This window comes from Streptomyces avicenniae, assembly GCF_000719135.1.
GTDB classification, from domain to species: Bacteria; Actinomycetota; Actinomycetes; order Streptomycetales; family Streptomycetaceae; genus Streptomyces; species Streptomyces avicenniae.
This window is the reverse complement of record NZ_JOEK01000009.1, coordinates 265,789-287,463: the sequence shown is the minus strand read 5'-3', so window position 1 is coordinate 287,463 and position 21,675 is coordinate 265,789. Positions and strand designations below refer to the sequence as shown.

19 protein-coding genes are annotated in these 21,675 nt (G+C 73.9%); 11 read left to right on the top strand and 8 right to left on the bottom strand.

What is annotated here, in order from left to right; genetic code table 11:
• The first annotated feature begins 59 nt into the window (after positions 1 to 59).
• The 3 genes from IF27_RS16300 (at position 60) to IF27_RS16290 (ending at position 2,771) form a co-directional block, all read left to right on the top strand.
• Positions 60 to 1,196: an NAD(P)-binding domain-containing protein gene (locus IF27_RS16300; protein ID WP_052850314.1), complete on the top strand. Its 1,137-nt coding sequence runs from the start codon at positions 60 to 62 to the stop codon at positions 1,194 to 1,196.
• Positions 1,197 to 1,367: 171 nt separating this feature from the next.
• Positions 1,368 to 2,144: an SAM-dependent methyltransferase gene (locus IF27_RS16295; RefSeq protein ID WP_052850655.1), complete on the top strand. Its 777-nt coding sequence runs from the start codon at positions 1,368 to 1,370 to the stop codon at positions 2,142 to 2,144.
• 87 nt (positions 2,145 to 2,231) lie between these two features.
• Complete coding sequence (locus tag IF27_RS16290; protein WP_052850313.1) at positions 2,232 to 2,771, top strand: NUDIX domain-containing protein; 540 nt, start codon at positions 2,232 to 2,234, stop codon at positions 2,769 to 2,771.
• A 3-nt stretch (positions 2,772 to 2,774) separates the two neighbouring features.
• Here IF27_RS16290 and IF27_RS16285 read toward each other — a convergent pair whose 3' ends face one another.
• The 3 genes from IF27_RS16285 to IF27_RS16275 form a co-directional block, all read right to left on the bottom strand.
• A complete protein-coding gene (locus IF27_RS16285; protein WP_052850312.1) occupies positions 2,775 to 3,875 on the bottom strand; it encodes a type III polyketide synthase in 1,101 nt (366 codons plus the stop codon).
• Between the two features lie 94 nt (positions 3,876 to 3,969).
• Positions 3,970 to 5,208, bottom strand: a complete 1,239-nt coding sequence (locus IF27_RS16280) for a cytochrome P450 (protein ID WP_052850311.1) — start codon at positions 5,206 to 5,208, stop codon at positions 3,970 to 3,972.
• Between the two features lie 246 nt (positions 5,209 to 5,454).
• Positions 5,455 to 6,708 carry an ROK family transcriptional regulator gene (locus IF27_RS16275; protein ID WP_052850310.1) on the bottom strand — a complete coding sequence of 418 codons (1,254 nt, stop codon included), beginning with the start codon at positions 6,706 to 6,708 and terminating at the stop codon, positions 5,455 to 5,457.
• A 243-nt stretch (positions 6,709 to 6,951) separates the two neighbouring features.
• Here IF27_RS16275 and IF27_RS16270 point away from each other — a divergent pair, with 243 nt between their 5' ends.
• From IF27_RS16270 to IF27_RS16260, 3 genes are all read left to right on the top strand, one after another.
• Entirely contained in the window at positions 6,952 to 8,631 is a 1,680-nt protein-coding gene (locus IF27_RS16270; RefSeq protein ID WP_052850309.1) for an ABC transporter substrate-binding protein, read from the top strand.
• 178 nt (positions 8,632 to 8,809) lie between these two features.
• On the top strand, positions 8,810 to 11,317 hold the full coding sequence (locus tag IF27_RS16265; RefSeq protein WP_223291075.1) for a glycoside hydrolase family 2 protein: 2,508 nt from the start codon (positions 8,810 to 8,812) through the stop codon (positions 11,315 to 11,317).
• Positions 11,314 to 12,156 (top strand): LacI family DNA-binding transcriptional regulator, encoded by an 843-nt coding sequence (locus IF27_RS16260; protein ID WP_052850308.1) that lies wholly within the window; start codon positions 11,314 to 11,316, stop codon positions 12,154 to 12,156. The genes IF27_RS16265 and IF27_RS16260 overlap by 4 nt, the downstream gene beginning before the upstream one ends.
• A gap of 53 nt (positions 12,157 to 12,209) precedes the next feature.
• On the opposite strand, the gene IF27_RS16255 is transcribed toward IF27_RS16260, so the two are convergent.
• Both IF27_RS16255 and IF27_RS16250 read right to left on the bottom strand, forming a co-directional pair.
• Positions 12,210 to 13,322 carry an ATP-grasp domain-containing protein gene (locus IF27_RS16255; protein WP_110945953.1) on the bottom strand — a complete coding sequence of 371 codons (1,113 nt, stop codon included), beginning with the start codon at positions 13,320 to 13,322 and terminating at the stop codon, positions 12,210 to 12,212.
• 226 nt (positions 13,323 to 13,548) lie between these two features.
• Entirely contained in the window at positions 13,549 to 14,976 is a 1,428-nt protein-coding gene (locus IF27_RS16250) for an MFS transporter (protein WP_052850307.1), read from the bottom strand.
• A 150-nt stretch (positions 14,977 to 15,126) separates the two neighbouring features.
• Between IF27_RS16250 and IF27_RS16245 the strand changes: the two genes are divergently transcribed.
• From IF27_RS16245 to IF27_RS16225, 5 genes are all read left to right on the top strand, one after another.
• Positions 15,127 to 15,558 carry an SRPBCC domain-containing protein gene (locus tag IF27_RS16245; protein WP_052850306.1) on the top strand — a complete coding sequence of 144 codons (432 nt, stop codon included), beginning with the start codon at positions 15,127 to 15,129 and terminating at the stop codon, positions 15,556 to 15,558.
• A complete protein-coding gene (locus IF27_RS16240; protein WP_052850305.1) occupies positions 15,551 to 15,895 on the top strand; it encodes an ArsR/SmtB family transcription factor in 345 nt (114 codons plus the stop codon). Before IF27_RS16245 ends, IF27_RS16240 begins: the two co-directional genes overlap by 8 nt.
• Positions 15,892 to 16,284, top strand: a complete 393-nt coding sequence (locus IF27_RS16235) for a VOC family protein (RefSeq protein ID WP_052850304.1) — start codon at positions 15,892 to 15,894, stop codon at positions 16,282 to 16,284. The genes IF27_RS16240 and IF27_RS16235 overlap by 4 nt, the downstream gene beginning before the upstream one ends.
• A gap of 148 nt (positions 16,285 to 16,432) precedes the next feature.
• Positions 16,433 to 16,801, top strand: coding sequence for a tetratricopeptide repeat protein (locus tag IF27_RS16230; protein WP_052850303.1), 369 nt, complete (start codon positions 16,433 to 16,435; stop codon positions 16,799 to 16,801).
• A 4-nt stretch (positions 16,802 to 16,805) separates the two neighbouring features.
• On the top strand, positions 16,806 to 17,873 hold the full coding sequence (locus IF27_RS16225) for a hypothetical protein (protein ID WP_052850302.1): 1,068 nt from the start codon (positions 16,806 to 16,808) through the stop codon (positions 17,871 to 17,873).
• 13 nt (positions 17,874 to 17,886) lie between these two features.
• Here the strand turns inward: IF27_RS16225 and IF27_RS16220 are convergent, their stop codons facing one another.
• The 3 genes from IF27_RS16220 to IF27_RS16210 all read right to left on the bottom strand — a co-directional run bounded on the left by IF27_RS16220 (position 17,887) and on the right by IF27_RS16210 (position 21,567).
• On the bottom strand, positions 17,887 to 19,752 hold the full coding sequence (locus IF27_RS16220; protein WP_052850301.1) for a transketolase: 1,866 nt from the start codon (positions 19,750 to 19,752) through the stop codon (positions 17,887 to 17,889).
• A gap of 79 nt (positions 19,753 to 19,831) precedes the next feature.
• Positions 19,832 to 21,028, bottom strand: coding sequence for a baeRF2 domain-containing protein (locus IF27_RS16215; RefSeq protein WP_052850300.1), 1,197 nt, complete (start codon positions 21,026 to 21,028; stop codon positions 19,832 to 19,834).
• Positions 21,025 to 21,567, bottom strand: coding sequence for a type 1 glutamine amidotransferase domain-containing protein (locus IF27_RS16210; RefSeq protein ID WP_052850299.1), 543 nt, complete (start codon positions 21,565 to 21,567; stop codon positions 21,025 to 21,027). Before IF27_RS16210 ends, IF27_RS16215 begins: the two co-directional genes overlap by 4 nt.
• Positions 21,568 to 21,675: the final 108 nt, after the last annotated feature.

The window sequence follows — 21,675 nt, the reverse complement described above, 5'->3', positions numbered from 1 at the left end:
CCCAGTCTCCGGCCGCCGGGCGCGGGAAGCCAGGGGAGCCCCGGCGCGTTGGACACGGCATGGAGCACACGCGGGTCGTCGTCATCGGGGCGGGGCAGTCGGGGCTGTCCGCCGCCCACCACCTGCGCCGCCGCGGCCTGACGCCCGGCGACGGCTTCGTCGTCCTCGACCACGCGCCCCACCCCGGCGGCGCCTGGCAGCACCGCTGGCCCACGCTCACGTACGGCCGCCTCCACGGCATGCACTCCCTGCCCGGCAGGGAGCTGACCGGCGCCGACCCCGACCGGCCCTCGTCCGAGGTGATCGGCGCCTACTTCGCCGCCTACGAGGACGCCTTCGACCTGCGCGTCCTGCGCCCCGTGGACGTGAGCGCCGTGCGCGACGCGGGCGACGGGCGGCTCCTCGTCACCTCGTCGGCGGGGGAGTGGAGCACGCGCGGGCTGATCAACGCCACCGGCACCTGGGACCGGCCGTTCTGGCCGTACGTGCCGGGCCGCGAGACGTTCCGCGGCGAGCAGCTCCACACCGCGACCTACCCGGGGCCCGCCGCCTTCGCGGGCCGCCGGGTGGTCGTGGTGGGCGGCGGTACGTCCGCCGTGCAGCACCTGCTGGAGATCGCCGACACGGCCGCCGCCACGACCTGGGTCACGCGCAGGCCGCCCGTCTTCCGTGACACCGCCTTCGGCGAGGAGCAGGGCAGGGCCGCCGTGGCGCTGGTCGCCGACCGGGTGGGGCGCGGCCTGCCGCCGCAGAGCGTCGTGTCCGTCACCGGCCTCGTCATGACGGACGCCGTGCGCCGGGCCCGCGAGCGCGGCCTGCTGGAGCGGCGGCCGATGTTCCGCCGCGTCACCCCGGACGGCGTCGCGTGGGACGACGGGACGGTCCTGGCCGCCGACGTCATCCTGTGGGCCACGGGCTTCCGCCCCGCCGTGGACCACCTGGCGCCGCTCGGGCTGCGCGAGCCGGGCGGCGGCATACGGCTCGACGGCACGGCCGCCGTCCGTGACCGGCGGGTGCACCTGGTCGGCTACGGACCGTCGGCCAGTACGGTCGGCGCCAACCGCGCCGGACGCGCCGCCGTCCACGCGCTCCTGCCGCTGACCGGCGGCGACGCGCCCCGCGAGGGCGCGGGCGACGCCCCCGCGCCACGCGCCGGGGGAGGGCGTGCACCGGCGGCCGACCTCATCCGTTCATGACGTTTTATCGACCAAGCGATAGGCGCCGTCTATGATCCCGTGCTGTCATTGATCACCGTGGGACGGGCCAACGGCCTGCCCGCGGCACGGCGATCCGCGCGGTCACCCGAGCCCAGAGCACCACCCAGCACAGCAGTACAGGAGAAATGCCCCGTGACCGACGAAGCACCCATGATCGACATCTCGGTGCCCCACTCGGCTCGGATCTGGAACTACTGGCTGGGCGGCCAGGACCACTACGAGGTGGACCGCGCCGCCGGGGAGCGCTACCGCACGGCCTTCCCCGGGATCACGCTGCTGGCCCGCGCGTCCCGCGGCTTCCTCACCCGCGCGGTGCACCACCTCGTCGCCGAGGCCGGGATACGGCAGTTCGTGGACATAGGCACCGGCCTGCCCACGGCGGACAACACCCACCAGATCGCCCAGCGCGTCGCGCCCGAGGCGCGCATCGTCTACGTGGACAACGACGCGCTCGTCCTCGCCCACGCGCGGGCGCTGCTGATCAGCGGGCCCTCGGGCGTCACCGACTACGTGCACGCCGACCTGCACGAACCGGCCGTCATCCTGGAGGCCATGGCCCGCACGCTCGACCTCACCCGGCCCGTCGGGCTGATCCTGAGCGGCGTGCTCGGCCACATCGCGTCGCACGAGGAGGCGCGCGCCATCGTGGCGCGGCTGCTGGAGGCGCTTCCGTCCGGCAGCCATCTCGCCCTCAGCGACGGCACCAACGTGTTCGCCAAGGCGTGCGTCGCCGCCCAGCAGGAGTACAACGAGAGCGGCGCCGTCCCCTACCACCTGCGCTCGCCCGAGGAGCTGGCCGTCTTCTTCGACGGGCTCGACCTGATCGAGCCGGGCTTCGTGCCCTGCTCGCGGTGGCGGCCCGGCACGCGGGAGCCGGAGCCTGGCGAGGAGCTGGACATCTTCGGCGGCGTCGGCCGGAAGTCCTGACGCGCGCCCTCCCCCGGGCACCGGCTGCGGGACCGGACCCGGGCGCGATGACAGCATGTCAGCAGCTTGAGAAAGGCGGCTCACCCGATGGCGTACACCTATGGCCGGACCATCTCCCACTGCCCCTACTGCGGAATCGCCTACGCCGTGGAGGCGGGATGGCCGCGCGACTGTCCCGGCTGCGGCGAGACGCACTGGGCGAATCCGCTGCCCGTCGCCGTGGCCATGCTCCAGGTGCGGCTGGAGCACGGCCTCGGCCTCGTCGTCGTGCGGCGGGACATCGAGCCCTGCCGTGGCGAACTGGCCCTGCCCGGCGGGTACATGGAGCTGGGCGAGAGCTGGCAGCAGTCCGTCGCGCGCGAGCTGCGCGAGGAGACGGGCCTGATCGGCGACGCGGCGGACGTCACCCTCTTCGACGTCCACAGCGGCGACCGCACGGTCAACGTGTACGGGCTGCTGCCGCCCGTTGACCTGGCCGACCTGCCGGAGTCCGCCCCCACCGACGAGACCACCGAGTGGCTCGTGCTCGACAAGCCCGTCCCCCTGGCCTTTCCCGGCCATGACACGGTGGTGGAGGCGTACTTCAGCCGCGTCCGCGGCGCGGACGCCGGGACCCCGGCGCGGTGAGCGTCAGCCGACCGCGGCCTGCTCCGTCCTGCGGCTCTGCCCGGTCACCGCGGGCCGCGCCGTGGTCCAGGAGCCGAGCGAGATCTCCGCGGTGATCCCCGGCCCGAAGCCCGCGATCACCCCGCGTGCCCCCTCCTGCGCGCCGCCGTCGGCGAACAGCCGCTCCAGCGCGTCGAAGACGACACAGCTCGCGATGTTGCCGCGCTCGGTGAGCGTGGCCCTGCTGTAGCGGTACATCTCCGGCGCGACGTCGAGGAAGTGGCACAGGTCGTCGAGGATGCGCGGGCCGCCCGCGTGCACGATGTGGAAGTCGAGACCGGCCATGTCCCAGTCGTGCGCCGAGGCCAGCGTCCGCAGCGCGGGCGCCAGCATCTTCATCGTCGTGGGGACCCGCTTGTCCAGCAGGAAGTGGAAGCCGGTGTTCCGCACGGCGTAGGAGATCCAGTCCTCCGTGTCCGGCACGAGGTGCGAGCCGTTGCGCTCCAGGCTCACGCCCGTGCCGCCCCGGCCCCGCACGACGGCCGCCGCCACGGCGTCGCCGAACAGCCCGTTGGACAGCAGCGAACCGACGCCGAGGTCGGTGGGCTGGTAGCACAGCGAGCAGAACTCGCACGCGACGATCAGGACGTTCGCGTCCGGATAGGCGAGACAGAAGTCGTGCGCCCGGTTGATCGCCGCGCCCCCGGCGGCGCAGCCGAGCTGCGCGATGGGGAGCTGCCGCGTCTCCGGGCGGAAGCCGAGCGTGTTGATGAGCCAGGCCGTCATCGACGGCATCATGAAGCCGGTGCACGACACGTAGACGATGAGGTCGATGTCGCGTACGCCGAGGCCCGCGTTGTCCAGGGCCCCGTAGACGACCTGCGGCACGCGCCGCTTGGCCTCCGCCTCGTAGACCTTGTTGCGCGCCTCGAAGCCCGGATGCTTCAGCGTCTCCTCGATGGGCTGCACGATGTGCCGGGTCTTGACCCCGGTGTTGGCGATCAGCCGCAGGGCGAGGCCCAGTTGCGGATGGTCGGCGTGCATGGTGCGGGCGAGTTCCAGCGTCTTCTCGACGGTGAGGACGTTCTCCGGAACGGCGATGGACGGTCTGCACAGGGTCGCCATGATTCGATCCCCTCCCCTTGCCTCGGCGGTCACGGTCGTGGCCGCCGCGGTATCGATGGCTGTTCGGTGGTGTGTGTGCGGGTGACGGCTCCGGTCACCAGGTGACCGGGAGTTCGTACGGGTAGCGCCAGATCGACTCGTCGTTCCAGCGCACCTCCTCGGGCGGCACGGCGAGCGCCAGGCGCGGGAACCGCTCCAGCAGGCTGCCGATGGCCAGCTCCAGCTCCATCAGCGCCAGCGGGGCGCCGATGCAGTGGTGCGCTCCCCAGCCGAACGTCATGTGCGGCGAGGCGGGCCGGTCGATGTCCAGCTCGTCAGGACGCTCGAAGCGCGCCGGGTCGCGGTTGGCCGCCAGGTAGGAGACGTGGACGGCCTCGCCCGCGCGGATCAGCACGCCTCCGACCTCCACGTCCTCCGTCGCGACGCGCGGGATGCCGACGCCCTTGCGGAACGGGATGTACCGCAGCAGTTCCTCCAGCGCGCGCGGCAGCGCCTGCGGCTCCGCGCGCAGCCTGGCGAGCTGCTCGGGCCGGGTCAGCAGGGTGTAGGTGATGTTGCTGAGCTGGTAGGTGCTCGTGTCGTGGCCGGTCATCAGCAGGACCATGGCCATGACGGTCAGCTCGTCGGGCCCGAGGATGTCGTCGCCGTCCTTGGCGGCGGCGAGCGAGCTGATCAGGTCCTCGCCCGGGTGCGCCCTGCGGTGGCGCGTGAGGTCCGCGAAGTAGGAGCGCAGCTCCGCCTTCGCGCGGACCGCCGCCTCCTTCGTGGCCGGCCCGACCGCCATCATGTCGATGGCCCTGCGGCGCAGTTCGGGCCGGTCGGTCTCCGGGATGTCGAGGACCTCGCAGATGCTCGTGAGCGGCAGCTGCATCGACACGTGCTTCACGAGGTCGGCTGGCGGCCCGTGGTCCTCCAGGCCGGAGAGCAGCGTGTCCACGATGCGCTGCGTCTTCGGCTTCATGGCCTCCACCTTCGGCGCGGTGAACGCCTGGGAGACCAGTCTGCGCAGCCGGTTGCTGGCCGGTGGGTCGAGCAGGTTGATCGACTCCGACTGCACGATCGGCGCGGGCGTCATGCGCGGGAAGTCACGCCCGGCGACCGCCGCCCTGCTGAACCTGCGGTCGGTCGTCACCAGACGCACGTCCTCGTAGCGCGTGACGAGCCATGCCTCGCCCTCGCCGTAGGACATGGTGATGCGGGCGACAGGTGCCTCCGTCATCAGTTGCCGAAGCAACGGGTCGAACTCAAGGCCGTCCGCGAAGTCGAACGGACAGGCCCACACCTTGTCGGAGGTATCCACTCCGGCGCTCCAATCGTCAAGGACCGCCGTCATTCGGCGTCTCTCCCCTGGACGACCGATGTGTCCCCGTCGCGGAACGCGGTCATGTGCGCGGGCACCGGAATTAACCCGTTAGGGAAACCGGTGCCGAACACCCTTGCGGCGCCCGGTTCTCCGACCGGAGTGTTTCGCGGCAGCGACGGCTCGCGCGCACGCGGGGCACGCCTCCGCCCGCCGGGGGCGCGCGCCGCAGGATCACCCGCACGGGGCACGGCGGCGGCGCCGAAGCGCCCGGCCGGGTCAGCCCCCGGCGGCCCCCGCCACGTGCGGCCGGAAGCCGTCACGCGCCGGGACCAGCTCGGAGCGCAGCACGAGCGCCGCCGCGCCCACGGCAGGGGCGGTCGCCGCCGTCCTGGACAGCCGCACGGTCACGCCGTGCGTGCCGCGCGCGAAGAAGTGACGCTCCAGCTCCTCCCGCACCACCGGCAGGTACAGCGGACCTGCGACGGCGAACCCCGGCCCGGTCAGGACGACCTGCTCCAGGTCCGCCACCGTGGCGAGCGTCCTGACGGCCACCGCCAGCCACCGCGCCGAGCGCCCCACCAGCGCCCCGGCCCCCGGGTCGCCCCGCAGCGCGGCGCGCGCGACCGCCGCGAACTCCGCGGCCCGGCGCGGCCGTCCCGCGGGCTCCCCGGTCAGCCCCGCGGCGCGCGCCACCGCGGGATCGGCCCGCGCCGCCGCGACGACCGCGCCCGGCCCCGCCAGCGCCTCGACACAGCCGCGCGCCCCGCACCAGCACTCCGGCCCGTCCACGTCGAGGCAGATGTGCCCGATCTCACCCGCGTTGCCGCTCGCGCCCCTGAACACGACCCCGTCCGCCATCAGTCCGGCGCCGATCCCGGTGCCCAGGTGGACGGCGGCGAAGGCCGCTGTTCCCCTGACGTCGCCCGACCAGTGCTCGCCCAGCGCCGCGGCCGTGGCGTCGTTCTCCAGCACCACGGGCAGCCCCACGGCCGACCCCAGCGCGCGGTCCAGCGCGAAGCCGTCCCAAAGCCGCATCGCGGGCGGAACCAGCCGCCTCCCGCCCGCCTGGTTCATGGGGCCGGGAGCCACGACTCCGAGGCCCAGTATCCTGCTGCGGTCGATGCCTGCGCCCTCGATCAGGGCCTCAACCTCCGTGGCCATCCTGGCCACCACGACCGGGGGATCGTCGGTGCCGACACCCGCGCGGGACATCCTGGCCACCACCGAGCCGCCCAGGTTCGTGAGGACGTAGGTGAGGCCCGCGTGGTCCAGATGCACGCCCACGGCGAACCGGGAGGACTGGTTGAGCTGGAGCAGCACCCGGCGCTTCCCGCCGGTGGACGCGGCCCGGCCCGTCTCCACGACGAGGCCGTCGTCGATCAGGCGCCTGACCACGGTGGAGACCGTCGCGCCGGTGAACCCGGTCGCCGCCGCGATCCCCACCCGGCTGATGGTGCCCGCCGCCCGGACGGCGTCCAGGACGGCCGCCCGGCTGCTGGCGTGCGGGGTGGCTCCCGCCGGTCCGCTCACTGGCTCCTCCGCATCGCGCACGGCGGTCCCCGGCTGCGCTGCGCGCCGCCCTCGTGACTCTGTGCGCGGCTCAGTTTATTTGCCGCACGGGGCTCCGTGGGGAACGGGCGGCGTCCGCGGCCCGGCGCCCTCCGTGCCGGGGGAGGGGCGGCCTCCGGCCGGTCCGGCGGCCCGGCGATCATGTCCCCGCCCAGTGACTCCGCCCATGCCTCGACGGCGGGGCAGGCTTCGAGAGGAACGAATATGTCCCAGCACGTAAGGCGACGGGTGCGCACGGCGGCGGTCGGGGCGGTGTCGGTCGGCCTGCTCGCGTCCGCGTGCGGCGGGTCGGACGACGAGGGCGCGGCCCCGCCCGACACCCTGGTCGTCTACGCAGGGCAGGCGGGCGACTACCAGAGCAACTTCAACCCCTTCTCGCCGTCGAGCATCGAGGGGCCGGGGACGATCTTCGAGCCGCTGTTCTTCTACAACGTCGCCGCCCAGGGCAGCATGGTCCCCCGGCTCGGCACCGAGTACGAGTGGCGGCGCGGCGGCACCGAGCTGGTCATCACGCTCCAGGAGGACGTGACCTGGTCGGACGGCGAGCCCTTCACGGCCGACGACGTGAAGTTCACCTTCGACCTGCTCGCCTCGGGCGCCGTGCCGAACCCGAGCGGCTTCGCCGGCGAGACGACGGTGGATGACGCGACGCGCGTCCGCGTCACCTTCCCCGACCCCTCGTTCATGGAGGGGCCGCAGCTGCTCGGCAGGACGTACATCGTCCCCGAGCACCTGTGGAGCGCGATCGCGGACCCGGGGGCCGACCCGGTCACCGAGCCGGTGGGCACCGGGCCCTACGTGCTCAGCGACTTCGCGCCCGACGCCTTCGTCCTGGCCGCCAACCCGGAGTACTGGGACGGCGAACCCGCCGTGACGAACGTGCGCTACGTGACGCTGTCGGGCGACGACACGGCGGCCGACGCCCTGGACTCGGGCGACATCGACGTCTACACGGGGCCCGTGCCCGACATCGCGAACGTCGAGTCGGACTACGACGGCTACAAGGCCATCACCGTGCCGATGAACCAGATCGTGCTCGCCGCGTGCTCGGACGCGGACCTGGGCTGCGAGGGGCCGCAGACCGACCCGGTCGTGCGTCAGTCGCTGTACATCGCGATGGACCGCGAGGAGCTGAACTCCCTCGCCTACCAGAACACCGCGAGCGAGATCTCGCCCGGCTTCGCGCTCCCCGAGCGTGACGCCGCCTACATATCCGCCGGGCTGAACAACCGTGTCGCGCCGATGTCGTCCAACGTCGCGCAGGCCGAGAACGGCATGGAGGACTCCGACTACACGCGGGGCGAGGACGGGATCTTCGAGAAGGACGGCCGCCGGGTCTCGCTGACGGTCTCGGTGGCGAGCGACCAGGCGGAGCACATCACGGCGCTCGAAGCCCTCGCGGAGCAGGTGCGTGCCGCCGGGATCGAGCTGGTCGTGCAGGAGGTCGCGCCGCACGAGCTGGCGCAGGCGCGGACGGACGGCGACTTCCAGCTGGCGCTGGACACGCTCGCGCAGGGCCCGTACCCGGACCCCTACTACCTGTACCGGACGTACTTCGACAGCGAGAACACCGCCGAGGTCGGCACCCCGGCCGGGACCAACTACGCCCGGTACGCCAACCCGGCGGTGGACGAGGCCATCGAGGAGCTGAGCCGTCTCGACCCGCTGAGCCCGGAACGGCAGCAGCACTACAACACGATCCAGAACGCGCTGGAGCAGCAGCTCCCGTACATCCCGGTGCTGACCGAGGGGACCACCACCGAGTTCAACGTGGACAAGTTCAGCGGCTGGCCCACGCGCGTGTACCTGTTCGCGTTCCCTGCCCTGTGGAGCCACCCGGACCAGGCGCAGATCTTCGCGAACCTCGTGCCGAACGGCGAGTGACGCGGCCGGTCCTTCCGCACACGGCGCCGCCGGGAGCCCCGCTCCTGGCGGCGCCGTGCGCGTTCCGGGCGGCGGGGAGGTGCGTCCTTGACTTACTTTCTTCGGCTGCGAAAGAATCTCGCCCGTTCTGGTCCGATTCGGTCAGATCCGTTCCGTTCAGGTCTGTTCTGGTCCGCACATGGGCGACACCCCGGGAGAGTTCACGATGATCCGCCACACGCTGCACGACGGCTGGCGCCTCACGGCGGTCGCCGGGCCGGTGCCCGACGCCGTCGCGGGCCGCGACCTGCCCGCCCAGGTCCCCGGCAGCACCCACCTCGACCTGCTGGCGGCCGGGCTCATCCCCGACCCCTACCTCGACCGCGTCGAGGAGGACCTGGTCTGGCTCCACCGCACCGACTGGCGCTACACCACCACCGTCGATGCCCCGGCCGCCGCGCCGGACGAGCGCGTCGATCTGGTCTTCGACGGCCTCGACACGGTCGCCACCGTCGAACTCGCGGGCCGCGTCCTCGGCACCACGGCCAACATGCACCGCTCCCACCGCTTCGACGTGACCGGCCTCCTCGACGGCACCCCGGCCGCGCTGTCCTTGACCTTCCGCTCCGCCCTCGCCCACGCCGAGGAGGTCGAGGAACGCCTCGGCGCCCGCCCGCACGCGTACCCGCACCCGTTCCCCATGGTCCGCAAGATGGCGTGCAGCTTCGGCTGGGACTGGGGACCCGACCTCCAGACCGCCGGTATCTGGAAGCCCGTGCGCCTGGAGCGCTGGCGCACGGCGCGCCTCGCCGAGGTCCGCCCGCTCGTCACCGTCGCCGCCGACGGGACGGGCCGCGTAGAGGTCCATGTGCGCGTCGAGCGCTCGGGCCGTGCGGACGCCACCGCGCTCACGCTCACCGCCGCCGTCGCCGGACACCGCGCCGAGACGACCGTCCCGGCGGGGGAGGACACCGCGCGCGTCACCGTCGAGGTGCCGGACGTGCGCCTGTGGTGGCCGGTCGGCTACGGCGAACAGCCCCTGTACGACCTGGAGATCACCCTCGCCTCGGCCAGCGGCACCCTAGAGCGCGCCGAGCGGCGCGTCGGCTTCCGCACCGTCACGCTGGACACCACCCCCGACGCGACCGGCACGCCCTTCACCTTCGTCGTCAACGGTGTCCCCGTCTTCGCCAAGGGCGCCAACTGGATCCCCGACGACCACTTCCTCACCCGCGTCACGCGCGACCGCCTCGCACGCCGCGTGGACCAGGCCGTGGACGCGCACATGAACATGCTCCGCGTCTGGGGCGGCGGCATCTACGAGAGCGACGACTTCTACGACGTCTGCGACGAGCGCGGCGTCCTCGTGTGGCAGGACTTCCTCCTCGCCTGCGCCGCCTACCCCGAGGAGGAGCCGCTGTGGGGCGAGTTCGAGGCCGAGGCGCGGGAGAACGTCGCCCGCCTCACCCCGCACCCCTCCCTCGTCCTGTGGAACGGCGGCAACGAGAACCTGTGGGGCTGGCGTGACTGGGGCTGGCAGGAGCCCCTCGGCGACCGCACCTGGGGCCGCCGCTACTACACCGAGCTGTTCCCCGCGATCGTCGCGGAGCTGGACCCGACCCGCCCCTACGCGGACGGCAGCCCGTACAGCCCCGGCTCCGGCCCGGAGGGCGTCCACCCCAACGACCCGGACCACGGCACCCGCCACGAGTGGGACGTGTGGAACCGCGTGGACTACACCGAGTACCGCACCGAGATCCCGCGCTTCTGCTCGGAGTTCGGCTTCCAGGGCCCCGCGACGTGGCGGACGCTCACCGACTGGGTCCACGACGCGCCGCTGACCGCCACCTCGCCCGGCTTCCTCCTGCACCAGAAGGCCGAGGACGGCAACGGCAAGCTCGACCGCGGCATGGCCCCGCACCTGCCCGACCCCGGCACGTTCGCCGACTGGCACTGGGCCACGCAGCTCAACCAGGCGCGCGCCGTGCGGTTCGGCGTCGAGCACTTCCGCTCCTGGTGGCCACGCACCGCCGGGGCGCTCGTCTGGCAGCTGAACGACTGCTGGCCGGTCACCTCCTGGGCCGCCGTGGACGGCGACGGGCGCCGCAAGCCGCTGTGGTACGGGCTGCGGCACGCGTACGCCCCCCGGCTGCTCACCGTCCAACCGCGCGAGGACGGCCTCGCGGTCGTCGCGGTGAACGACGCCGCCGCGCCGTGGCACGGCACGCTCACCGTGCGGCGCGTGACGTTCGGCGGCGAGGTCCTGGACAGCGCGGAGATCTTCCTCGACGCGGCGGCCCGCTCGGCCGTCACGCTGCCGCTGCCCGCCGCGCTGGTGACCCCGGCGGACGCCGCCCGCGAGGTGCTGGTGGCGACCGTGGACGACGCCCGCGCCGTCCACCTCTTCGCCGAGGACCGCGACCTGGCCTACGACCCCGCCGCCCTCGACGCCGAGGCGACCGCCGTGCCAGGCGGCTACCGGGTGGACGTGCGGGCCCGCTCGTTCGCCCGCGACGTCGCGCTGCTCGCCGACCGGGTCGCCCCCGACGCCGAGACGGACGAGATGCTGGTGAGCCTGCTGCCGGGCGAGACGCACTCCTTCACCGTCCGCACCGCCGCCCCCGTCGATCCCGCCGCCTTCACGCGGGCCCCGGTGCTGCGCAGCGTCAACTCCCTGTTCGCCCCGGCGGCGGACGGCCAGGGGTGAGCCGGGCCGGGGCGGTCGGCCTCGTCCTGGCCCGCCCGGCGCGGCTGCTGGGCGTGGAGCCGTTCTTCATGGAGTTCATCGCCGGGATCGAGGAGACGCTCGCCGACCGCGGCCTGTCGCTGCTCCTGCACGTGGTGCCGTCCCACGACGCGGAGATCACCGCGTACGGCCGCTGGGCCGCCCGTGGCCTGGTGGACGCGGTCGTGGTGGTCAACCTGGCCGAGGGCGACCGCAGACCGGCCGCGCTGCGCGAGCTGGGCCTGCCGTGCCTGCTCGTCGGCACGTGGGCCGCCGATCCGGCGCTGCCCGCCGTCACCACGGACGACACGGGCCCGGCCCGCGAGGCGGCGAGCCGTCTCCTGGACCTCGGCCACCGCGTGCTCGCCCGGGTGAGCGGGCCCGCCGGGCTGCTGCACACACGGGCGCGGACGGACGCGTTCACCGCGCGTTGCCGCGAGGCGGGCGTCGAGCCGGTGACGGTCGAGGGCGACTACTCGGCCGAGTCGGGCGCGGAGCTGACCGCGCGCCTGCTGCGCCGCCCCGACCGGCCGACGGCCGTCGTGTACGACAACGACGTCATGGCCCTCGCGGGGCTCGCGCGGGCGAGGGAGCTGGGCGTGTCCGTGCCGGGCGAGCTGTCGCTGCTCGCCTGGGACGACTCGGCGATGTGCCGCCTGGCGTCGCCCGCGCTGTCGGTGATGCGGGGCGAGGTGCACGACTTCGGGACGGCGGTGGCGCGTTCGGTGCTCGAACTGACCGACGGCGTCCCCGTCGTGCCGCGCGCGTCGCCCGCCGTGCGGTTCGTCGCGCGCGGGACGACGGCCGCGCCCCCGGCCTGAACCCGGTGCCGTCCGCCGCGGCGGCGACGGACGGCACCGGGAGGGGCGGGACGTCAGGCGGTCGTGGCCAGCTCGCCCGGGTGCGTTGCCGTGGTGCGCTGCCTGACGACCTCGGCGGCCACCTCGCGCACCTCGGTCGCCACCTCCGTGACGGCGACCCGGCCGCCGAGGCGCAGCCCGTCCACGGCGCCCGCGTCGCCGCTCGTCAGCAGCCGCACGGCGGCCCACGGCAGGTTCACGCCGCTGAACGCCGTCTGGAAGATCCCGGCGGACGGCCGCGGGTTCGCCTCAAGCAGCACCGGCCGCCCCTGCCAGTGCCGCAGCTGCACGTTCGACAGGTACGCGAGCCCGAAGTGGCCGACGACGCGTGCGGCGATGCCGACGAGCTCCGGGTCGTCCAGCAGCAGCCGGTAGCGCCCCTGCTTCGCGCGCGGCACCGCCGCGAGCAGCGCGCCGCCCGGCGCGGAGAGGCAGTCCACGCTCACCTCGGGGCCGTCGAGGTAGGGCATGACGATGAACTCGGGCACCTTCTCGCGGGCGTCGGCCGCCCGTTTCAGCGCCTCGGCGACCGCGCCGACCGAGACCAGCGGACGTGCCGGTTCCAGCAGGTCGCGCAGCCGCAGCGGCCCGTCCTCCAGGATGCGGAACCCGAACGCCGAGTACTCGCCCGCGGGCTTGATGCACACGGGCCCGCCCAGCGCGCCCAGCTCCTCCACGGCGCCGCGCAACCCGTCCGCGTCGGAGACGACGCGCCACTCCGGTACGGGGACGCCGATGGCGCGGGCGGCCTCGTAGGTGCGGCTCTTGCTGGTCAGCACGCGGATGGCGGCCGGGGACGACGTCATCAGGCGCGTCCCCGCCTCGGCGAACCGCGCGGCGTGCGGCGCCAGGGCGTCGAGGCGCCGGGGCGGGATCAGCACGTCGATGCGGTGCCTGCGGCAGAAGTCGAGGGCGAAGTCGGCGTAGTGCCGGTCGGACACGCGGTACGGTTCGACCTCCGCCACGTCGCACGCCGCGAGGGCGGGCGCGGCGGGGTCCACGTTGGTCCCGTGGATGCGGACCGGGGTGGCGTCCGGATTGTCGCGCAACATCCGGATCACCTGGGTCGTGGCTGCTCCCGCGCTGCTCAGCCATATTCGAAGTGCTATCGCGCACGCTCCCGTCATCACCGAGGTCAGCAGATCGACGTGTGGTCCACCGCGTCGGGATCACGGGGCGGGTGCCCGCGGACGCCGTGGACCAGGGCGTCAGGGCCCGCCACGGCCGCGGGCTCAGGCGGCCATGGCTCCTGTGATGATCATGAGAGCTGTGAGCATAGTCCACCTGGATGTCACCTGTGTTTCACCGGCGTACGCCCGCGCGAACAGCAGGCCGACGGCACGTGTCCGGCCGTCACGCGCCGGGCCGCTGCTGCGCGATCGGCACGGAGTCCCGGGGCAGTCGCTCGGCGGCGCGCTCCGCCGTCCCGCGCGCCCAGCGGCCGGTGGTCAGCGCGCCGATCGCGAGGACGAGGAGCCCGCAGCCCGCGATGACCCACCAGCCCGCGGTCCGTGAGCCCGCGCCCAGCGTCGTGCCGACCACGGCGACGCCGAGCGCCGAGCCCATCTGCCGCCCGGTCGAGGCGATCCCGGCCGCCACGCCCGACTGGGAGCGCGGCATGCCGGTCACGGCCGTGTTCGTCAGCGGCGCGTTGACCAGCCCGAAGCCGATGCCGAACAGCGCGTAGGCGCTGAACAGCAGCGGGAGCGACGTGTGCGGGTGCAGGCGCGTCAGCAGCAGCCCGCTCGCGGTGATGGCGGTGCCCGCCAGCAGCAGCGGCACCCGGGGGCCGATGTGGCCCACCAGGTAGCCGGACAGCGGCGAGAAGAAGAGCGTCACCGCGGCCATGGGCAGCAGGTGCAGCCCGGCGTCCAGCGCGGAGAGGTGGCGGTCGTCCTGGAGGTAGATCGTGTTCAGGAAGAGGAAGCCGCCCAGGCCGGAGAACGCGGCCACGGCGATGCCGAACGCCCCGCTGAACGGCGCGCTGCGGAAGAACCGCACTTCGAGCAGCGGCTCGGGGCGGCGCGGCTCGTACGTCAGCAGCGCGATCAGCGCGCACGCCGCGATGCCCACCGGGACGACCAGCAGCGGCGACGTCCAGCCCTGCTTGCCGCCCTCGATGATGCCGAAGGTCAGGCCGCCGAGCACCGCGATGACCAGCAGCTGCCCCACCGGGTCGGGCCTGCGGGGGTGCGGCGCCCGTGACTCCGGCACGAACCGCATCGTCAGGAACAGCGCCGCGAGGCCGATCGGCACGTTGATCCAGAAGATCGCCCGCCAGTCGAACGCCTGCACAAGCGCGCCGCCGACCACCGGGCCGACCGCCATCGAGATCCCGACGACCCCGCCCCACACGCCGATCGCCCGCGCCAGCTCCTTCGGGTCGCGGAACGTGTTGGTGATGATCGACATCGCGACCGGGTTCAGCATCGACCCGCCGACGGCCTGGAGCGCCCGGAACGCCACCAGCCAGCCGAGGCTCGGCGCCAGCGCGCACAGCACGGAGCCGGTCACGAAGACGACCAGCCCTGTCCGGAAGACCCGCCTGCGCCCCACCCGGTCGGCCATCGAGCCGGACAGCATCAGGAACGAGGCGATGACGACGGTGTAGATGTCCACCGTCCACTGGAGGCCCGAGATGTCGGCGTCCAACTCGCGCTGGAGGGACGGGAGGGCGACGTTCAGCGCCGTGACGTCGAGGCTGACGATCAGCAGGCTCATGCAGCAGATGGCGAGGATCAGCGTGCGGCGGCGGGGCGGGAGCGCGTCGGGCGTGGCCATGGTCCAGCAGGCTAGTACCCGGGGACGCTCCGCGATCTTGACCGCGGGGGCGCCACGGCGGTGGATCACGGGGGCGGCGGCCGGAGCTTGTCGCAACCTTCGGGTTGCCATAGAGTGACGCAACCGAATGGTTGCCATGGAGGTACCCGCATGCCGCTCCCCGACCGCATCGAGCGCACGCTCGACCTCGCCCACCCGATCGAGAAGGTGTGGGCCGCCCTGACCACCACGGAAGGACTCGGCGGCTGGCTCGGCGACACGGCCGAGATCGACGAGCTCCGGCCCGGCGGCCGGATCAGGGCGCGCTGGGACGGCACGTGGTCCGTCCTGCGGATCGAGACCGTCGAACCGCCGCGCCGCCTGTCCTTCACCTGGCCGATCGACGGCCTCCCGCCCCGCGACCCGCGCCGCACCCGCGTCGAGATCACCCTGGACGCGCTCGGCGACGGCACCAGACTCAGCCTCACCGAGACGGGCTTCGCGCAGCTCCCCGCCGAGCTGGACGCCGCCTACCGGGGCAACGCCGAGGGCTGGCAGGTCGAACTCGCCAAGCTGGCGAGGCACCTCGACGCCCGTGGCTGACCCCGAGACCGTGGCGGTGGCCGTGTTCGCCGCGCTGGCCGACGCCAGCAGGCGCGCCGTCCTCGCCGAGCTGGCCGCCCGCGGCCCCGCGACCGCGACCGACCTCGCCGCGCGCCTGCCCATCTCCCGCCAGGCCGTCGCCAAGCACCTCGCCCATCTCTCCGGCGCCGGTCTCGTACGGGCGGAACCGGCGGAACGCCGCCGCGTCCGCTACCACCTCGAACCGGCCCCGATGGCGACCGCCCAGTCCTTCCTGGCCGCCCTCGCCCGCGACTGGGACCACACCCTGGACGCCCTGCGCACCTACCTCGACCACGAACAGGAGAACCGGCCATGAGACCCACCTTCCAGGGCGGCCACAACATCGCCATGAAGCTCCCCAAGGCCCACTACGACAGCACCGTCGCCTTCTACCGCGACGTGCTCGGCATGGAGGTGACCGAGGACGACGGCGAGGCCACGGGCGGCACCGTGGCGCGGTCCGCGTCCGTCCGGCTGGGACCCGTCACGCTCTGGCTCGACCAGGTGGACACCTACGCCCAGGCACAGCTGTGGCTCGAACTGTTCACCGACGACGTCGAGCAGGCCGCCCGCCACCTCGCCGCGCACGGCGTGCATCCGCAGGACGAGCTGGAACCCCTGCCCCCCGGCCTGGCCGCCCACTGGATCAGCAACCCGGCCGGCATCCCGCACATCGTGCGACTTCCCGACGAGCACACCGGCTGACGCGGCACGGCCGCACGCCGTACCGTGACCCGCCCGGAGGTGGGGCGGGCGGTCCGCACGGGAATAACGTTCCGGTCGGCATCGTTCACCGGGTGCGGCACACCGACATCCGTGGGCCGGTCCGGCAGCGAGCGCTAGGAGGACAACCGTGCCCGAAGCCACTCCGGAGACCAACGTCATCGCCTACCGCGCGGCCGAGCACCTGCTCGACGCCCGCGACCCGCGCGGCGCCCTGAAGCTGCTCGACCCGGTCATCAGCGCGCACCCCGAGAACACCGCCGCGCGCCTGCTGCGCGCCCGCGCGTTCTTCCTGGCCGCGCAGCTGCGGGCCGCCGAGATGGAGTTCGGCCTCGTGCTGGAGCGCGAGCCCGACAACCCGTTCGCCCACTTCGCCCTCGCCCGCACGCTGCAACGCGCCGGGCGCGGCGACGAGGCGCTGCGGCACTTCAGGCTCGCCGCCGCCCTCGACCCGAGGCCCGACTACCTGGCCGCGGCCCACTTCGACCGAGCGGGCTGAGGGGATGCTGGTCGGGGACGCCAGAGCCGCCGCCACCGACTGGGTGACACGCCACGGAAGCCGCCTGCCCGGCTTCCGTGGCGCCTACCTGACCGGCTCCACGCTGACACTGCCGCCCGGGGCCGAGGTGCCGGTCGGCTCCGACACGGACGTCATGGTCGTCCTCGACACACTCCCCGAGGGCCACAAGCCGGGCAAGTTCCTGCACCGGGGCGCGCTCCTCGAAGTCTCCTACCTGCCGCACGCCCGGCTCGCGGACCCCGAGGCCGTCCTCGGCTCCTACCACCTCGCCGGGGCCTTCCGCACCGACGTCGTGCCGGGCGGCACGCTGCTCGCCGACCCCTACGGCGAGCTGGCCAGGCTGCGCGCGACGGTCGGCCGCGCGTTCGCCGACCCGCGCTGGGTGCGCCGCCGCCGCGCCGAGGCCCGCGGCAACGTCGAACGCGCCCTGACCGGCCTCGACACCACCGCGCCCTGGCCGCGGCTCGTGACGTCCTGGCTGTTCCCGACAGGCGTCACGACGCACGTCGTCCTCGTCGCGGGCCTGCGCAACCCGACCGTACGGCTGCGCTACCTCGCCGTCCGCGACCTCCTGCTGTCCCACGGCCTCGGCGACGCGTACGACGGCCTGCTGCGGCTGCTCGGCTGCCAGGACCTCACCGCGCGGCGCGCCGAGGAGCATCTGCACGCCCTGGCCCGCACGTTCGACGCGACGGCGCCCGTCGCCCGTACGCCGTTCCCCTTCAGCTCCGACCTGACGCCCGCCGCCCGGCCGATCGCCATCGACGGGAGCCTGCGGCTGATCAGGGCGGGCCGTCAGCGCGAGGTGATGTTCTGGATCGCCGCGACGTTCGCCCGCTGCCACATGGTGCTCGACGCGGACGCGCCCGGCCTCGGCCGTGAGCTGGCCCCCGCCTTCGACGCGGCGCTCGCCGACCTCGGCATCGCCTCGGCCGCCGACCTGGCCGCGCGCGCCCGCGCCGTCCTCGCGCACCTTCCCGCGGTCGAGGAGGCGGCGGAACGCGTCCAGGCCGCCACCCTCGCCGGGAAGGCGGGGGCGGCGGCCGGGTAGCCCGCGGGCGGCGTCAGACCGTGCCGTGGTCGGCCGCCTGGCGGCGCACCGCCGTGGCGATGGCCGAGGCGTCGATGCCCGCCGCCTCCAGCTGCTCCGCCTCGGTCGCCGAGCCCGGCATCGAGGAGACCGCGAGCCGCAGCAGACGCGGCACGGGGCGGCCGTCCGTGAACGCGTCGAGCACGGCGTCGCCGATCCCGCCCTCGGGGTGGTGGTCCTCCACCGTGATCAGGCAGCCGGTCTGCTCCGCCGCCTCACGCAGCGTGGGGGCGTCCACCGGCTTCACCGAGTACAGGTCGATGACGCGCACGCGGATGCCCTCGTCCGCCAGCTCGTCCGCCGCCTTCAACGCCTCGTGCACGGTCACGCCAGCCGCGACGACGGTCACCACGTCGTCGGACGAGGCCCGCAGCAGCTTGCTGCCGCCGATCGGGAACTGCTCGTCCGCGCCGTAGATGACGGTCATCTTGCCGCGCGACGTCCGCAGGTAGCCGATGCCCTCCAGGTCCGCCATACCGGCGACCAGGTGGCCCGTCTGGTTGGCGTCGCAGGGGTACAGGACGGTGCTGCCGTGGATCGCGCGGAACATCGCGATGTCCTCAAGCGCCATCTGCGACGGCCCGTCCTCGCCGATCGCGACACCCGCGTGCGACCCGGCCAGGCTCAGCTTCGCCCGGCTGACCGCCGCCATGCGCAGGAAGTCGTGCGCGCGCGTCAGGAACGCCGCGAACGTCGAGACGTACGGCGTCCAGCCGCGCACCTGCATCCCGACCGCCGTCGCGACCATCTCCTGCTCGGCGATGTAGCACTCGAAGAACCGGTCGGGGAACTTCTCGGCGAAGACCCCCGAGCGCGTCGAGTCCGCGACCTCGCCGTCCAGCGCCACGACGTCCTCGCGGACCGCCCCCACGGCGGCCAGCGCCTCACCGTACGCGTTGCGCGTCGCGACCTTGTCGCCCTTGTCCCAGGCGGGCATCGTCGTGTGCACGCCCTGCGAGCGGCGCGGCGCCGTCGCGGCGGGCGGGCGCTCGACGTCCACACGCAGGTTCCTGATGCCGCCCAGCTCGGCGATGGCCTCCGTCTCGTCGGGGACCGGCTTGCCGTGCTTGCCCTCCTGATCCTCCACGGCCTTCACGCCGCGGCCCTTGCGGGTGCGCGCCAGGATCACGGTGGGCCGGTCCTCCTCGCCCTCCGCCAGCGCGTAGGCGCCGCCGATGGCCGACACGTCGTGGCCGTCCACCTCGACCACGCGCCAGCCGAAGCCCTCGGCGCGGCGCGCGTACGCGTCCAGGTCCCAGCCGTGGCGCGTCGGGCCGCGCTGGCCGAGCCGGTTCACGTCCACGATCACCGTGAGGTTGCCGAGGCCCTCGTACCCGGCGTGCTCGAACGCCTCCCAGATCGAGCCCTCGGCCATCTCGCTGTCGCCGCACAGCACCCACACGCGGTAGGGCATGCGGTCCAGGCGGCGCCCGGCCAGGGCCACGCCGACGCCGATGGGCAGCCCCTGCCCGAGGGACCCGGTTGCCACGTCCACCCAGGGCAGGCGCGGCGTCGGGTGCCCTTCGAGACGGCTCCCCAGCGAGCGGAACGTCATCAGCTCCTCGTCGGTCACCACGCCCGCCGCCTTGTACATCGAGTACAGCAGCGGCGACGCGTGCCCCTTGGAGAAGATCAGATGGTCGTTCCCCGGGTGGTCCGGCCAGTCGAAGTCGTACCGGAAGTGGCGGGCGAGCAGCACGGCCATGAGGTCCGCGGCGGACATCGACGACGTGGCATGGCCCGAGTGCGCGCCCGAGGTGGCGCGTACGGAGTCCACGCGCAGCTGCTGTCCCAGGTCCACGAGGAACTGGTCCGTGGTCGTGTCGATCGTCGCGGTCATGTCCGAGCCTCCCAGCGTCCCCGGTCCGATTCCGGGCGCGGGTACCCGTTCGGGCCCCGCGCCTAACGCCGGGCGGCCGTCACCACGGCACGGCGCGGTGCCCGCCGCCCGGGACGCCGCCGTCCCGGTACGGCCAGCGCAGCAGGCCGCCGACGCCGCCCGAGGGCAGCTCCATCGAGCCGAGCGGCGGCCCCAGGTCCTCGTCCCGCGCGTCCGCCTCGGCGGGGAGCGGCACGACCTCGGCGCCGGTCGCGGCGGCCGAGCGCAGCAGCGCGTCGTCCGCGCGCGCCGCGAACGGGTCCCGCACGCCGAGGGCGTGCGCGTCCGTGCGCCGCATCGCGATCTGGTCGGGGTCCTGGCCCACCCACACGTCGCGGTGCAGGTCGGGGCCGCCCGTGCGCATCAGCAGCGCGTCGATCCGGTGCTCGGTCGCCGCGTCCACGAGCGAGGGCACGCCCTCGGCCGCGTCGCCGTACGACGGCATGCGCCCGGCCCGGAAACGGTCCAGCGTCTCCGCCGCCCGCTGCCGCGCCACGTCCACGCGCGCCGCCTCGATCTCCGCGTCGAGCATCCGGTTGTCCGCACCGGCCGCCCGGCCGCCGCACTCCGACTCGTACGCGACCTGCCGCACCGGCTCGGGAAGCCGCTCCCACACCGAGCGCCGCTCGCGCGTGTCGCCCGCGATGACGACCAGCTCCGCGCCGGAGCGCGCCGCCTCGGACGCCAGCGCGTCGGCGATCTCCGCGGCGTTCTCCTCCCAGGTGTTCTCGACGGCGAGCTGGAAGTGCCGCTCGCCCCAGTCGTCCCTGGCCGTCCGGTGGATCGGCCACTGGCGGCCCGTCACCTGACCGGCGTCGGAGGGGTGCCGCCCGATGCCGCGCAGCTGGAAGTCGGCGCCGCGGCGGTCCACGTACGCGACCAGGCAGCGCGGTTCAGGGCCGCCGTGGTCGAGCAGCGGGCCCAGCCGGGCGAGCGGCGTCCAGTCGGTGAGCGGCGGCGACTGCGGCGCCTGCGCGAGGGGGACCGTCAGCACGGTCTCGCCCGCCGTCGCGAAGACGGCGTGCCCCAGGTGCTCGCGGTCGAGCCCCTCGACCGTGGCGCGGACGGCGCGGCGCGTCGCCTCGTCCGCGCCCTGCTCGCCGAGGCGGTCGTACGTGTCCCGCGCCTGGAGCTCGTCGATCGGCACGGCGTTCTCGGCCGTGCGCGAGGTGTCCACGTAGGCCGACGCCCACGGGCCCGGCCTGCTCAGGAGAGGCTGAAGGATGTCGAGGTTCATGCGATCGCCTTCCCGAACTCGTTGAGCATCGCCTCGTCGAACGCCGGGAGGTCGTCGGGACGACGGCTGGTCACCAGCGTGTTCGGCCCGCTCGTGCAGACGGCCACGCGCTCGTCCACCCAGTGCGCGCCCGCGTTGCGCAGATCGGTGCGCAGGCTCGGCCAGGACGTCATCGTGCGGTCCCGCACGACGTCCGCCTCGACGAGGGTCCACGGCGCGTGGCAGATCGCCGCGACCGGCTTGCCCGCGTCGAAGAAGCCCTTCGCGAAGGCGACCGCGCGCTCGTCCAGCCGCAGCGCGTCCGGATTGGCGACGCCGCCCGGCATGACGAGCGCGTCGTACTCCCCGGCCGACACCTGGTCCACCGTCCGGTCCACGGGGAACGTGTCGCCGTGGTCCAGATGCTTGAACGCCTGGACGTGGCCGGGCCTCGTGGAGACCAGCTGCGGGGTCTCGCCCGTCTCGGTCAGAGCCCGCCAGGGCTCGGTCAGCTCGACCTGTTCGACGCCTTCCGGCGCCACCAGGAACGCGATGCGCATGGGATGCCTGCCTTTCCTCCGGCGTTGTGCGGTCCATGGCGTGGTGCGGGTGAGCGACCGCCGTGCGTACCGGGCCGTTCCACCACGCTCCGGTGAGGCGGGTAACCG